The following is a 13,638-nucleotide window of genomic DNA, read 5'->3' on the forward strand; positions in this document are numbered from 1 at the left end:
CTTTGGACTATATAATCACTTCGTAATTCACTTTTTCCAGTACCAGGTTTTTATAAGCTCGCTGTATGGTATAACCGAGAGATTCTCTCCACAACGGGCGATATACAATATCATCAATTGATGCTATACCTGCTATCTCGGTTGCTGTTCCACATAAGAAAGCGTTGTCGGCATTTTTTAAATCTTCTGTAGTTAATTTTTTCTCAATGCATTCTATATCGAGAACGGTGCAAAGTTCTTTTACGGTTGCACGTGTAATTCCTGGTAAAATATTTCCTAAAGATGGTGTAAACAGTTTTCCGTCTTTTTCAAGAAAGATGTTTGCTCCAGATGCCTCGGCAACAAAACCGTGCATATCCAAAAGCAAAGCCTCGTCATAGCCTTTAATATTTGCCGCAGTAGTAGCTAAAATAGAATTAACATAGTTTCCACTCAATTTCGCCTCCATTGGAATGGATTTTGGGTTTGGCCTTTCATAATCAGAAACCGTTAATTTTAACAATTTGTTGCCAGAATATGCATCCCATTCCCAGGCACAGATTAAGATCGAAACCCCACTCGGCTCGTTTAATTTCATGTTCGGGTGGCAAAATACCAAGGGACGGATATAAGCATCTTTCAGTTTATTCAACTGAAGTAATTTATAGGTTGCTGCAATTAATTCCTGTTTATCCCATGGGAAAGGAATGTTTGCCAACTGGCAAGAACACTCTAAGCGATTGAAATGGGCCGCGGCTTTGAATATGCGGTTGCCGTTGTGTGTTTTATAGGCTCTAATACCCTCGAAAGCAGCATAGCCGTAGTGTAGCGACTGCCCGTAAAGGTCAGTACTGCTATTTACAGCTTTTTCGAACTGTCCATCAAGGTAAATAATCGTATTAGAATTATAGTATTTCATCTGTTTATTCTTGTTGTTTTTTAACCGTCAGATGGAGCTTACCACAATAAATAAGCATTCCATTTTTTATTTTGACTATTTATTATGGACGGTTCATAATACTGTCTTTTTGTTATTTAAAAAAAGCGTCCCGTTTGTATCGGGACGCTTTAGGTGTATTTAGTTTTTTAAAATCTATTTAAACTGCGTCCGCTTATTACCCCATAAAATGTTTAGGAGTAGGAGGTTAAGTAAAATGACAGGTAACAACACTACATTACCAGCTGCTTTTGCAGGAGTAGTGGTAGAAAATATGTTGTTCTGAATAGTCATTGTTATCTTATTGTTTATAAAAACCAATTTAGTTTTTGGTTCATTAATATGCAAGAGAAATCAGAAAAAAGTTAAATAAGAATATTATTCCGAAAATATATTAATAATCAGAATATTGTTCTTAAATAGAGTTGGATTAGTTATTTAATGCCGATAGCCGTAGACCAAATATCAAAACGGTATACAGTCTGTTTGTTATGCTTGCATTATAAATTTTCTATTTTTCTGCCTAAAACGAGTTAAAGGCTGTATGAAATTTAAAAATCAGGTCAGATTTTGATGTTAAAATGCGAAGAATTATTAGTGTTTTTTTGTGGATATTAAAGTATTATTAAACTTGCTTGATTGCTATTGTAAAGTGGTGTAATTTAATATTAGAAACTATTCTTATGAAAACAATTTATATCTTTTTTGTTGTTTTAATCGTATTATTTAGTGGTTGTTCCCCGTCAGATTCAACCTCACATCTCAAAATGGGGAACCAGACCATTTTAACTTCTGATACAGTAAGGTTATCTGTTAAGGTAGCAGGCAAAGGACCTGTTTGTATCTACTTGCATGGAGGCCCTGGTCAGGACTTTCTTTCCTTTGAAAAAATGGGTGGAGCAAATCTGGAGAAATGTTTAACAATGGTTTATCTGGATCAAAGAGGATCTGGTCATTCGCAAAATGCAAAGAATTATAGTTTAAACCGGATTGTTCGAGATGTTGAAGAACTGCGGTTGAAATTGGGCGTAGAAAAAGTGTACTTACTTAGTCATTCATTTGGTGGTATTCTGGCCATTAACTATGCCTTGAAGTATCCAGAACATTTATCGGGCATCATCATGGCGAATACAATAGCCCACTTCATGAATCCAAATCAGATTAAGGAACAAATTGAATATGGATATCGGTTACTAAAAAAGGATACCACTATAAATGAAACAGATTTTAAAAAATTAATGAATGGAGCGGCGCTGGTTAGAAAAAAGTTAAGCACGGTGCATCTTGGATATAAATATATTGTCAATGATGTAAATACCGTTATCAAAATGGACAGCATCGAAAATTCCTATAAACGCACATCAGATTTCGGAATGACACTTTTTATGCCTTTAATGGATAGCACAAAGGTGCAGAAGTATCCAGAATATTTTAAAGATTATGCGTTACTTACCAGTGAAATTAAAATACCTGCCTTGATTATAACGGGTAAAGATGATCACGCTGTTGGACGGGACTATTACAAAAATTATAAGTTTAAAAACCAAAAGGTAGTACAGTTAAACGGCTCGCACATGCTTTATTATGAAAACAATAAAGAATTTACGGCAACAGTTTGTGATTTTGCTAAACAATAATATAAAACAAAAAGCCTCCCTGATTTTAAATCGGGAGGCTTTTTAAATGAGTTAATTATTTTGCTTAAGCGACGCCTTCGGCTAAAACCACAATTTTGTTGTGAATAGCTTCTACTACACCGCCTTTAATAAAAAAGCGCTGCTCATCAGCTTTGTTTGCTTTTATAATAACTTCTCCATCTTCTAAAGTAGAGATGATAGGGGCATGGTCTTTTAAAATCTGGAAAGAGCCTAAAGTACCAGGCACCGTAACTGCTGTTACTTCACCTTCGAAAACTTTTTTATCTGGAGTTAATATTTCTAAATTCATGTTTTTTTTGTTTAGCGTAGAGCGTAAGGCGTGGGGCGTTTACACGCTTGTCGCCTTACGCTTGTCGCGTTTCTTAGTTCGCTTCTGCTAATAATTTTTTACCTTTTTCGATCGCATCTTCAATGCTACCAACCAAGTTAAATGCAGCTTCTGGATACTCATCAACTTCACCATCCATGATCATGTTAAATCCTTTGATGGTATCTTTAATGTCAACCAATACACCTTTTAAGCCAGTAAATTGCTCAGCTACGTGGAAAGGTTGAGATAAGAAACGCTGAACACGACGTGCTCTTGATACAACTAATTTATCTTCTTCAGACAATTCGTCCATACCTAAGATCGCGATGATATCTTGTAATTCTTTGTAACGTTGTAAAGTTTCTTTAACACGTTGTGCAGTGTTATAGTGCTCGTCACCTAAAACAGCAGGAGAAAGGATACGTGAAGTAGAATCCAATGGATCTACCGCAGGATAAATACCTAGCTCAGCAATTTTACGCGAAAGTACTGTAGTAGCATCTAAGTGGGCAAAAGTTGTTGCCGGAGCCGGGTCAGTTAAATCATCCGCTGGTACGTATACCGCTTGTACTGATGTAATTGATCCACGTTTTGTTGAAGTAATACGCTCTTGCATTAAACCCATCTCAGTTGCCAATGTTGGTTGGTAACCTACAGCTGATGGCATACGACCTAATAAAGCCGATACCTCAGAACCTGCCTGCGTAAAACGGAAGATGTTATCAACGAAGAAAAGGATGTCTTTTCCAGCGCCTTCGCCATCTCCATCACGGAAATATTCTGCAACTGTTAATCCTGATAATGCTACACGTGCACGTGCACCAGGAGGCTCGTTCATTTGTCCGAAAACCAATGTTGCTTTAGATTCTTTTAATTTTTCAGTATCAACAGCTTTCAAATCCCATCCACCTTTTTCCATTGAGTGTAAGAATTCGTCACCATAGTTGATAACGCCTGACTCAATAAACTCACGAAGTAAATCGTTACCCTCACGAGTACGCTCACCAACACCTGCGAATACTGACAAACCAGCATAAGCTTTAGCGATGTTGTTTACCAACTCCATAATTAATACCGTTTTACCTACACCAGCACCACCGAATAAACCGATTTTACCACCTTTTGCATATGGCTCTAATAAATCGATAACTTTAATACCTGTAAAAAGTACCTCAGTTTCAGTTGATAAATCTTCAAACTTAGGAGGAGTAGCATGGATAGGACGACCATCAGTTTTATCAACTGTGTTGATACCGTCAATCGCTTCACCAACTACATTAAATAAACGACCTTTAATTTGGTCGCCAACTGGCATTTTAATTGCAGCACCAGTGTCAACTACGTCCATTCCACGAACTAAACCGTCTGTAGAGTCCATCGAGATTGCGCGTACACGATCTTCACCTAAGTGCTGTTGAACTTCTAAAACAATTTTTTGTCCATTTTCTTTCGTTATCTCTAACGCATCAAAAATTTTAGGTAGATGGGCATCATTAGCAAAGCTAACGTCAACCACAGGGCCGATAATTTGTGCTATTTTTCCTAAGTTAGGCATATCTGTTGTGAGTAAATTTATTACAGTCAATGAATTAAAGCTGTTTAAAGGGGCTCCAATTCGGTTGGCAAAGTTAAGTTTTTCTTACTTAATTTTAAATATATATTATAAATTTTTTCAACATGGTTTTTATAGATAATTTAGAGCCATAAATAAGGCATATGAAAACCATTTTAACAACAGGTAGCAACGGTCTTTTAGGGCAGAAATTAACTGAAAAAATTCTCGCCGAAGGCAGGGTAAAGCTTGTTGCTACTGCTAAAGGAACAAATCGCTATCCCGTAAAGAATGGCTATGGATATGCAGAAATGGATATTTTAAATACTGCTCAGGTTAGGGAAGTTATCGAAAGATACAGCCCTGATGCCATTGTGCACACCGCCGCAATGACCAATGTTGATATTTGTGAAGCCAATAAGTCGCTCTGTCGTCAATTAAATGTAGATGCAGTTCAAACGCTGATAGCAATATGTGAAGAAAAAAACATTCAGCTTATTCATTTAAGTACCGATTTTGTTTTTGATGGTGCCAACGGACCATATAAAGAAGAGGATGCAGTTAATCCGGTAAGTTATTATGGCGAATCGAAAGTACTGGCGGAAGAGCTGGTGAAGAACTCAAAAGCGAACTGGGCGATCTTAAGAACAATATTGGTATATGGGATAAGCAGTGATATGAGCCGGAGCAATATTGTACTTTGGGCCAAAGAGGCATTGGAAAAAGCATCGCCTATTAATGTAGTAAACGATCAATGGCGTATGCCCACTTTAGCTGAGGATTTAGCTGAAGCCTGCTTGTTGGCTATAGAAAAAAATGCAAAAGGAATTTACCATGTATCGGGTAAAGATTACATGAGTATTGCAGATTTAGTGCGAAAAGTTGCCGAGTTTTGGAGTCTTGATCAATCATTTATTAATGAAATAAGTTCGACAAGTTTAAACCAAACGGCTAAACGACCGGTTAGAACTGGTTTTGTTTTAGATAAGACCATTAAAGATCTAAATTACTGTCCACATAGTTTTGAAGAAGGCTTAGCAATTTTAGATCAGCAGATAAAAGGTTAGTTTTGAGTCCGCGGTCTTGAGTTGAGAGTTAAAAACAATTAAGCAATAAAACAATTTAACAATACATTAACCAATTAATTATAGTATGGCATTACAAGTTGGCGATAACGCCCCTGATTTCAAATTATACAGTTCTGATTTAACCGAAATCGCGCTTTCTGGTTTCAAAGGTAAAAAAGTAATTATCCACTTTTTCCCGATGGCTTTTACCGGGACGTGTACAGAACAATTATGTACCATGCGCGATAATTTTAGCTATTACGAAGGGATAGATGCACAGGTAATTGGCATCTCAGTTGATTCTCCATTCTCTTTGGCTAAATTTAAAGAAGTTCAAAGTTACCAGTTCCTTTTATTGTCTGATTTTAACAAAGAAGTGTCAGCAGCTTACGGTGCTTTTTATGATGAATTTGTGTTCGGATTGAAAGGTGTTTCTAAAAGAGCGGCTTTTGTGATCAATGAAGAAGGAAAAATAGCTTATGCAGAAGTTTTGGAAGATGCACATGATTTGCCTGATTTTAAAGCAATTAATGATGCATTAAGCGCATAAAGCATATTCTGCAAAGAATTATTTTGAGATTTTTTTAAAATTTAATTGGAAATTAAAATATCAAATTATACCTTTGCAGTCCGTTAACGATACGGAAACGCATTTGTAGCTCAATTGGATAGAGCATCTCACTACGGATGAGAAGGTTTGGGGTTCGAATCCCTACAAGTGCACCTGAAGGGAGAATTGAAAAATTCTCCCTTTTTTGTTGTTCAGTTTGAAAGATCTTTTTTAGCTTAACCCCGCTTTTCCCAAGAACCTTTCTCGCCAAGAATTTTTAAATAGCTGTTATATGGCTCATTAACGTGATAAAGTTGATACAGCTGATTGGTTAACGCTGTAAGAAAGTTAAAGAAAATTAAAAATTCTTCTTCTGAGTTATAAATTCCGCCCCACTCATTCAACCTCCAATTTAACATTTTTCCATTCTGAGTGGTGATCGAAAATTCCAGGTAAGGAATATTTACGTCTGTGTTTTTGTAATAGTCCTGCTGTAGTCCACCCAAAAGGCCTATTTGCTTTACGGGAACCTGAATGGAGTGTATTTCTGAAAACAAAACGGAACCGAAACTGGAACTGGTAAAGCCTTCTTTACTTAGTGAAACAATTTCTCCTGACCGCCTTTCGGAGGCCACTTTAAATAACCTGTAAATGGCCATAAACATTAACGGTAAGGAGATCAGCAATAGCCAGGCGGGGAAAAGCGGATCCGGATGTAGCAGTAAAACGATGGCTGTTAATGAAATAGTCAGCAAGGTGGTAAAAAACCAAAACAGAATAGTTGCGTTTTTTTTGCCGTTATTAAAATGGAAGCGATAGGTATTCATAAATAACTAATTGGATAAATATCAAACCACAATTTCGGAAATTATTGCAGTAACGAAAGAGAAATTAATTGTTAAAATTTTTAATTTAGCCATAAACCGGAAGCTGAAAGAATAGTTTTCAGTTGTTGAAATTGGAGCGCGTTTTTATTTTGGTCGTCAATCACCTGGAATTGAATTTCTGAAATAAAAATGGAAAAATTTAATTCATCTACTTTGTCGAAAAATACAAATGAAAAATGTTTTTACTTAATTATTCTGATGTTAATGTTTGTGCTGGCAAAAGCGCAATCTAACTGAGAGGGTATAACCACTACTCCATAATGACATTGGTTGAGAACAATTATTTAATATACTACAGATCTAAGGAATAAATGGAGAATCATCAAATAGACTATATGCAAATACAGTTACAGGAAAATATTCCATTAACTGAAGAAGAAATAGCGCAAATGGAAACAGCGCAAAAAGCAGTGATGAGAATCGCTGTAATTACGCTTGTTGCTGGTATATTCTTTCTTGGGATAATCGCTGCTTTAGCTGTAGAAAAGGAAACGCTCAACAATCTGAAGTATTACGACTATATCGCTTTTGCAGCAATAGGATTATTAATGTTTAGTTTTTGTTACTGCATTGCCTGGTTAGTAGATAGGTACAGCAAATACAATTGGAAGAAAGATAAATTAAACGGAAAAAACAGATTAACGAGTGTAGTTATCGGTCGGGACAAAACAGAGCATGCAGAATACCTGACTTTTTCGGGTCCAATTAAAAATGAAAAAATAAGGATTGAGGTTAAGCAAGAAGATTATAGCCGCTACAAAATTGGATCGAAAGTTATTGTTACTTATCTGAAATTTAGCAAGAGGGCTCTTGATATCACAGACTTTAAATATGAGGATCAATAAAAATGGTTCTTCTATGCTAAGCGATAAATGTTTTTTTGTTGATGGCAACATCACGGCATTTCGTTTTTTGCAATTTAGGTATATTGGAAATATCAGTCCAGTAAGGTTAGAGATACTTAAGTTTTTTGTAAAATTTAATAAAAATGTAAAAGGATTGTTTGGTTAGGCCCTCTAGTATTTGAAGAAAATTCTGTTAAATATAAAAATGGCACAAGATTCTTCTTAGAAGGAGATAAATGTCATTAAAATAGCCCATTTTTAAATAAATCATCAATTTTAAATGGCATCTAAATTAATAATTATATATTTGCAGCCTTGAAAGTAACAATGTCTAATCCTATTAATCAGTGATTTGAAGATTACTTTTAACAGAGCCATAGGAATAAGGCTTTTTTAATTTTTGAAGACAACCTAAACAACTTGAATGCTTAATTTAGTTCTCTTTGGCCCTCCAGGGGCGGGTAAAGGCACCCAATCTGAAAAGCTGATTACAAAATATCAGTTGGTACACGTTTCAACAGGCGATCTTTTTAGAGCACACGTTAAAGGAGAAACCGAATTAGGAAAAAAAGTAAGTCAATTGTTAGCTGATGGAGAATTGGTTCCAGATGTCATTACAATTGCCATGCTTGAAGAAGAGGTAGATAAAAATCCTGATGCTAAAGGATTTGTGTTTGATGGATTTCCGCGTACCGTTCCGCAAGCAATTGAGCTCGATCTATTTTTGGAGCGTAAAGGCAGTAAAATTGCTGGTGTTATTGCTTTAGATGTTGACCAGGACGAGTTAACAAAACGTATTGCCGAACGTCACAAAACCAGCGGTCGTCCTGATGACGATGCTGAAAAATTAAAAAAACGGATTTCAGAATACTTTGATAAAACCATCCATGTATTACCTTATTATGAGGAGCAAGGAAAGTTGAATAAAGTAAACGGAATAGGTGAAATAGAAACAGTATATAATGATCTTTGCGCTGTAATTGATCAGTATAAGGTATAAAGTTCAAGTAGCGGATATAAAAGAGACGGTTTTAATTAATTCCCGATCCAATATTCAAAAACATAAAAAGAGTTATAATGTTAAAACGTTATAACTCTTTAATTTTAAAGGAATTGTTGTTTTGACATTCCAGTATTAACATTTCAATATTAAAATATGTCACAGGGTTCGAATTTCGTAGATTATGTAAAAATTTGTTGCCGTTCTGGTAAGGGCGGGGCAGGTTCGGCACATTTACATCGTGATATTTTAACATCAATGGGTGGCCCCGATGGTGGTGATGGCGGTCGTGGTGGCCACATTATCGTTAAAGGCAGTATCCATATCTGGACATTATTGCACCTTAAATACCGTAAGCACATTATTGCTGAAGATGGGGGAGCAGGCGGTAGTTCCCATAAATTCGGTAAACAAGGTAAGGATGAAATCCTGGAGGTTCCGCTTGGTACCATTGCTAAAGATGCTGAAACTGGAGAAATCCTTTTCGAAATTACCAAAGATGGCGAAACTAAGATTTTAACAGCCGGTGGCCGTGGTGGCTTGGGTAATGCACACTTTAAAAATTCGGTTCAGCAAACACCGCGTTTTGCACAACCGGGTGAGCAAGGACAAGAGGTTTGGAACATTTTAGAATTAAAAGTTTTGGCCGATGTTGGCTTGGTTGGTTTCCCAAATGCTGGAAAATCTACATTGCTTTCAGTAGTTTCGGCTGCTAAGCCAGAAATTGCCGATTATCCTTTTACTACCATTGTTCCTAATCTGGGTATTGTAAGTTACAGAGGTGGGAAATCTTTTGTAATGGCCGATATCCCTGGGATTATTGAAGGTGCATCAAAAGGTAAAGGTTTGGGCTATCGTTTCTTACGCCACATTGAGCGTAACTCCGTATTGTTATTCATGGTCCCAGCTGATACAAGCCGTTCAATTAAAGAAGAATACGAAATCCTTAAAAGCGAACTGGAATCTTACAATCCTGAATTAATGCAGAAACCGCATGTTTTAGCCATTACCAAATCAGATATGTTAGATGAAGAATTAATGGAAGAAATGAAACAGGATCTGCCAAACATTCCATCTATATTCATTTCATCAGTAGCTGAAAAAAATATTTTAGAACTGAAAGATATGCTTTGGAAAGCGATTGAAGGATAAAGCAGTTCAATAGTGTCAGTTGTTCATTAGTTCTACTCGTGACTAATGAACCTTAACTATTAATCAAACTAGGTTCTCAAACCGTCTACCGTCAAACCAATCCATTCTTTAAATAACATTTCCCATGCGCCTAATGCACTGGCATTTGGGATGATAAAATCACTTAAGTCGAATTCAGTATCTCCAGAAAAACTTGTTGGGTAATATTCAATTTTCTGTTTGGCTTGTTTATCAAAAATCAGTTTTGCCCTTGGGATGTGCCATGCACTGGTAATCACCAAAATTTTAGCTTTAGGCTTGTTTTTCGCAATGAGTGCCAGGCTGTACCTGGCATTTTCGATGGTATTTCTGCTTTGGTTTTCAATCAGGATTGCAGAATCAGGAATTCCGATCAGTTTTAAGTACTGAATGACTAAATCAGCTTCTTTAATTTTTCGGTCTATTAAATTTGCGCTCCCACCGCTAAGTAGTATCTGCTTAATCTGTCCTTTTTTATAAAGTGCGATTGCTTGGAATAATCTATCTCCTGCCCAATTAAAAGCAATTTCATTGTTTCGTTTGTTTAAGCCAGAGAAGCCCCCAAGCACTATTCCGACATCGAATTTACCTGCCCTTGGATAGTCGGCTTCATAACTGTTTATTATTTTTCCAACAATAAAGCCATTAGAGAAAAAGAAGAAAATAATCAAACTACAGATTAAATACCTTTTCCTTTGTTTAGATTGTTTTGTTGCAATTGCAAAAATCAAAAGCACAAAAATCCAAACTATAGGTTTAATGAGGAAAAGCAAAATCTTTGAGAGGATAAAAATCATATACAGATATTATCCTGCAAAACTAAGAATTTGTTTAAATGATAAAGGGGGGGAGGCAAGGTATTAATTGATTAAAATATAATCAATTAATACCTTGCCACATTTTATCCTTGGCCTTCTTGTACCTGGCCATTTTCATGGGCACTTTCTAAAATTTCTTTCACATCTGATTTACGTTTCTTAGCAACAGTATGTTTAAAATGAGGCACTTCATGTTCAATAATATCTTCTTCGATGGCTTCTACGCCAAAAACCTTCTCTTTTAAAAGGTTGTATTTGTCTTGAAAGCCGTAACGTAGATTTTTAGCTCCGCCAACAATTTTTCCACGCGTACCTGCGCCGCTATCAGGAGCAAATAAAATACTAATAACTGCGCCGGCCGCTAAACCAGCAACTAAGGCCAGTGCTATTTTTGCACTGTTATCCGATTCGTGCTTTAAATATTTTCCGATTAACTTTCTGTATTTCATAATTATGCGGTTTTAATAAATGAACAATTCGCTTGATATAATGTTTGATGTTTTTTGATTTGGAAAGCAATGTTATAGTTTTTTGCTAAAGCGGTACAACTTCTCTATCGTTTTCAAAAAAAGACCAGACTTTTACCTAAGTTTAAAGTTAAAGCACAATATTTGAGGTACTAAAACTAATTATATGGTAAAAGCGACAATAAATAAAGAGCATTATGCATGTTCTGTAACAAATGGTTCTCATGATATTATAGTAGACGAGCCTTTAGAATTGGGTGGTACACATAAAGGTTTTGCCCCAAAAGGATTGTTAATGGCCTCTTTAGCATCGTGTGTAGCCATTACCTTAAGAATGTATGCCGATAGAAAGGAATGGCCAATTGATAAAATTGAGGTAGAAGTAAATATTGATACCGAAAATGGGGAGACCATATTTTTTGAAGAAATTGTATGTACAGGAATACTTACCGAGGAACAAAAAATCAGATTGGAAGAAATTGCCGCAAAATGCCCGGTAAGTAAGATTTTAGCATCCGGTCACGAAATCAGATCGAAGGTACTTTAATGCTAACGGTGCAAAACTCGTTTGTACATTGATAAAAAGCTTTAATATCTTTACCAATAAAAAAACCGTGGTGTGCTTTGCGCCTTGGTGGTTAAAACAATAATCAATGCCTACCGAAATAAAATGCCCCAACTGTGCCCATGTTTTTCCGATGGAAGAAGCCATGGCCGAAGATTATAAGAAAGAGTTACGTGAGAAAGCGGCTGCTTATGCAAGGCAGAAAGATGAAGAATATCAACGTAAACTGCAAATTTTCGAATCAGAAAAACAACAGCAATTGAAAGCTTTTGATGCCAAACTTGCTGAAGAGAAAACCAAGCTTAAGGATAGTCTGGAGGAAAACCTGCGTAAAAGCATTTCGGCCGATTTTGAAACAAAACTGCAAATGCTGGAAGGTAATGCGAAAGATAATGCCGAAAAACTAAAGTTGGCCCGCGAAAAAGAATTGGAGTTTTTACGCCGCGAGGAAAGCCTTAAGGTAAAGGAAGAAGAAATGGAACTTGCCTTTCAACGTAAAATGCAAGAGCAGCGTAACGAGTTGGTAGAACAGATCCGTAAGCAAGAGGCGGAAAAAAATAGTATTAAAGATACCGAACACCAATTGCGTTTAAAGGAATTGGAAAAACAGCTCGACGACCAGAAAAAATTGGCTGAAGAAATGAAACGTAAGGCTGAGCAGGGCAGTATGCAATTGCAGGGCGAAGTTCAGGAACTGATTTTGGAGGAATTGCTTCGTACCAATTATCCTTTCGATTTAATTGAAGAAGTTGGCAAAGGAGTGCGTGGTGCAGATTGTGTACAGGTAGTGCGTAATCAATTCGGACAGGAATGCGGTAAAATTATTTACGAAAGCAAGCGTACCAAAGATTTTGGTGGCGACTGGATCGAAAAACTGAAAAAAGATATGCGCAGTATGGGCATTGATGTAGCGGTAATCGTGAGTCAATGTTACCCAAAAGGCATGGATTGTTTCGGGCAGCGCGATGGGGTTTGGATCTGCTCTTTCGAAGAAGTAAATGCTGTGGCATACGTGTTGCGCGAAGGTATTTTGCGCTTGGCAGGTGCAGTAAAATCGCAGGAAAACCGCGGCGAAAAAATGCACATGCTTTACGATTATTTAATGGGAGCAGAGTTCTCAGAACAATGGAAAGCCATTAGGGAAGGTTTTATGAGTATGAAACTATCCATACAACGCGAGCGTGATGCCATGGAACGTTTATGGAAAGCACGTGAAAAGCAGTTAGAAAAAGTATTGTTAAATGCGACCCATATCCGCGGTTCAATAGAAGGTATTGCCGGTAGCGATAGTGTGCAGTTGAGCTTAACCGATGAAGATGATGATACCTTGCTTTTAGAGTAACTTATTGCATCATCATCCTGTCCTCGATTAATTGTCATCCTGAACTTGTTTCAGGATGTGTTTGAATGACCGACGTTGCTCATCGCCAGGTGTGAACTGCAAGCTACCAGTTATTTGGGCGTTCCCCATCCCGTGAAAAACGGGAAAGGGGACGGGCTTTTCAGGGCTACGCTTCGCTCCAGTACCGATAAAGGATCGGCACTAGACCCTTACAGTCCCTAACGCGGAGATATTGCGTGACTAAACCTCGCAGGTTTTAAACGGCGTAGCGCTCAATGAGCCCATTGATATTAACCTCCGCTGCGGTTCGTGTCGTCACCAATGCTATTAAGTTAAGGGTTTTTGGATTTTGAGATAGTTTTTTTTAGTATATTTATATACAATCAAAAAAGATACATGAGTTTAATTTCCAGCAATATTTCCAAGGAGAAACATATCGTTTCTCCTAAAAAAAACATGTGATTTTATTCAAAAAAATCCGACCCCTGCGA

14 protein-coding genes and 1 tRNA gene are annotated in these 13,638 nt (G+C 36.9%); 9 read left to right on the top strand and 6 right to left on the bottom strand.

The features are described from left to right. Window positions 1-7: 7 nt before the first annotated feature. The gene (gene ilvE, locus LQ201_RS18150; protein WP_230144798.1) at window positions 8-898 is read right to left on the bottom strand and encodes a branched-chain-amino-acid transaminase; all 891 of its coding nucleotides are present in this window, start codon (window positions 896-898) and stop codon (window positions 8-10) included. 701 nt (window positions 899-1,599) lie between these two features. On the opposite strand from ilvE, the gene LQ201_RS18155 reads away from it, so the two are divergent. Further along, on the top strand, window positions 1,600-2,553 hold the full coding sequence (locus LQ201_RS18155; protein ID WP_230144800.1) for an alpha/beta fold hydrolase: 954 nt from the start codon (window positions 1,600-1,602) through the stop codon (window positions 2,551-2,553). Window positions 2,554-2,617: 64 nt separating this feature from the next. On the opposite strand, the gene atpC is transcribed toward LQ201_RS18155, so the two are convergent. Together atpC and atpD are read right to left on the bottom strand one after the other, a co-directional pair. After that, entirely contained in the window at window positions 2,618-2,863 is a 246-nt protein-coding gene (gene atpC / locus LQ201_RS18160; RefSeq protein ID WP_029276466.1) for an ATP synthase F1 subunit epsilon, read from the bottom strand. 73 nt (window positions 2,864-2,936) lie between these two features. Continuing rightward, the gene (gene atpD / locus LQ201_RS18165; protein WP_029276465.1) at window positions 2,937-4,439 is read right to left on the bottom strand and encodes a F0F1 ATP synthase subunit beta; all 1,503 of its coding nucleotides are present in this window, start codon (window positions 4,437-4,439) and stop codon (window positions 2,937-2,939) included. Window positions 4,440-4,600: 161 nt separating this feature from the next. Here atpD and LQ201_RS18170 point away from each other — a divergent pair, with 161 nt between their 5' ends. The 3 genes from LQ201_RS18170 (at window position 4,601) to LQ201_RS18180 (ending at window position 6,226) form a co-directional block, all read left to right on the top strand. Next, the gene (locus LQ201_RS18170; RefSeq protein ID WP_230144801.1) at window positions 4,601-5,503 is read left to right on the top strand and encodes an SDR family oxidoreductase; all 903 of its coding nucleotides are present in this window, start codon (window positions 4,601-4,603) and stop codon (window positions 5,501-5,503) included. An 85-nt stretch (window positions 5,504-5,588) separates the two neighbouring features. Further along, entirely contained in the window at window positions 5,589-6,053 is a 465-nt protein-coding gene (locus LQ201_RS18175) for a redoxin domain-containing protein (RefSeq protein ID WP_230144802.1), read from the top strand. Window positions 6,054-6,152: 99 nt separating this feature from the next. After that, window positions 6,153-6,226, top strand: a tRNA-Arg gene (locus tag LQ201_RS18180). A gap of 63 nt (window positions 6,227-6,289) precedes the next feature. Here the strand turns inward: LQ201_RS18180 and LQ201_RS18185 are convergent. Continuing rightward, entirely contained in the window at window positions 6,290-6,880 is a 591-nt protein-coding gene (locus tag LQ201_RS18185; protein ID WP_230144803.1) for a hypothetical protein, read from the bottom strand. Window positions 6,881-7,275: 395 nt separating this feature from the next. Here LQ201_RS18185 and LQ201_RS18190 point away from each other — a divergent pair, with 395 nt between their 5' ends. From LQ201_RS18190 to obgE, 3 genes are all read left to right on the top strand, one after another. Next, window positions 7,276-7,785 carry a hypothetical protein gene (locus LQ201_RS18190; protein WP_230144804.1) on the top strand — a complete coding sequence of 170 codons (510 nt, stop codon included), beginning with the start codon at window positions 7,276-7,278 and terminating at the stop codon, window positions 7,783-7,785. 424 nt (window positions 7,786-8,209) lie between these two features. Beyond that, window positions 8,210-8,785 carry an adenylate kinase gene (locus tag LQ201_RS18195; protein WP_230144805.1) on the top strand — a complete coding sequence of 192 codons (576 nt, stop codon included), beginning with the start codon at window positions 8,210-8,212 and terminating at the stop codon, window positions 8,783-8,785. A gap of 156 nt (window positions 8,786-8,941) precedes the next feature. Beyond that, a complete protein-coding gene (obgE, locus tag LQ201_RS18200) occupies window positions 8,942-9,937 on the top strand; it encodes a GTPase ObgE (protein WP_029277724.1) in 996 nt (331 codons plus the stop codon). A 68-nt stretch (window positions 9,938-10,005) separates the two neighbouring features. On the opposite strand, the gene LQ201_RS18205 is transcribed toward obgE, so the two are convergent. Together LQ201_RS18205 and LQ201_RS18210 are read right to left on the bottom strand one after the other, a co-directional pair. Next, the gene (locus tag LQ201_RS18205; RefSeq protein WP_230144806.1) at window positions 10,006-10,752 is read right to left on the bottom strand and encodes a YdcF family protein; all 747 of its coding nucleotides are present in this window, start codon (window positions 10,750-10,752) and stop codon (window positions 10,006-10,008) included. Between the two features lie 104 nt (window positions 10,753-10,856). Beyond that, complete coding sequence (locus LQ201_RS18210; protein ID WP_230144807.1) at window positions 10,857-11,222, bottom strand: YtxH domain-containing protein; 366 nt, start codon at window positions 11,220-11,222, stop codon at window positions 10,857-10,859. 184 nt (window positions 11,223-11,406) lie between these two features. Here LQ201_RS18210 and LQ201_RS18215 point away from each other — a divergent pair, with 184 nt between their 5' ends. Both LQ201_RS18215 and LQ201_RS18220 read left to right on the top strand, forming a co-directional pair. Then, window positions 11,407-11,787 carry an OsmC family protein gene (locus LQ201_RS18215; protein WP_057932237.1) on the top strand — a complete coding sequence of 127 codons (381 nt, stop codon included), beginning with the start codon at window positions 11,407-11,409 and terminating at the stop codon, window positions 11,785-11,787. A gap of 106 nt (window positions 11,788-11,893) precedes the next feature. Beyond that, window positions 11,894-13,147: a DUF2130 domain-containing protein gene (locus LQ201_RS18220; protein WP_230144808.1), complete on the top strand. Its 1,254-nt coding sequence runs from the start codon at window positions 11,894-11,896 to the stop codon at window positions 13,145-13,147. Window positions 13,148-13,638: the final 491 nt, after the last annotated feature.

This window comes from Pedobacter sp. Bi126, assembly GCF_918698245.1.
In the GTDB taxonomy this organism is placed as follows: Bacteria; Bacteroidota; Bacteroidia; order Sphingobacteriales; family Sphingobacteriaceae; genus Pedobacter.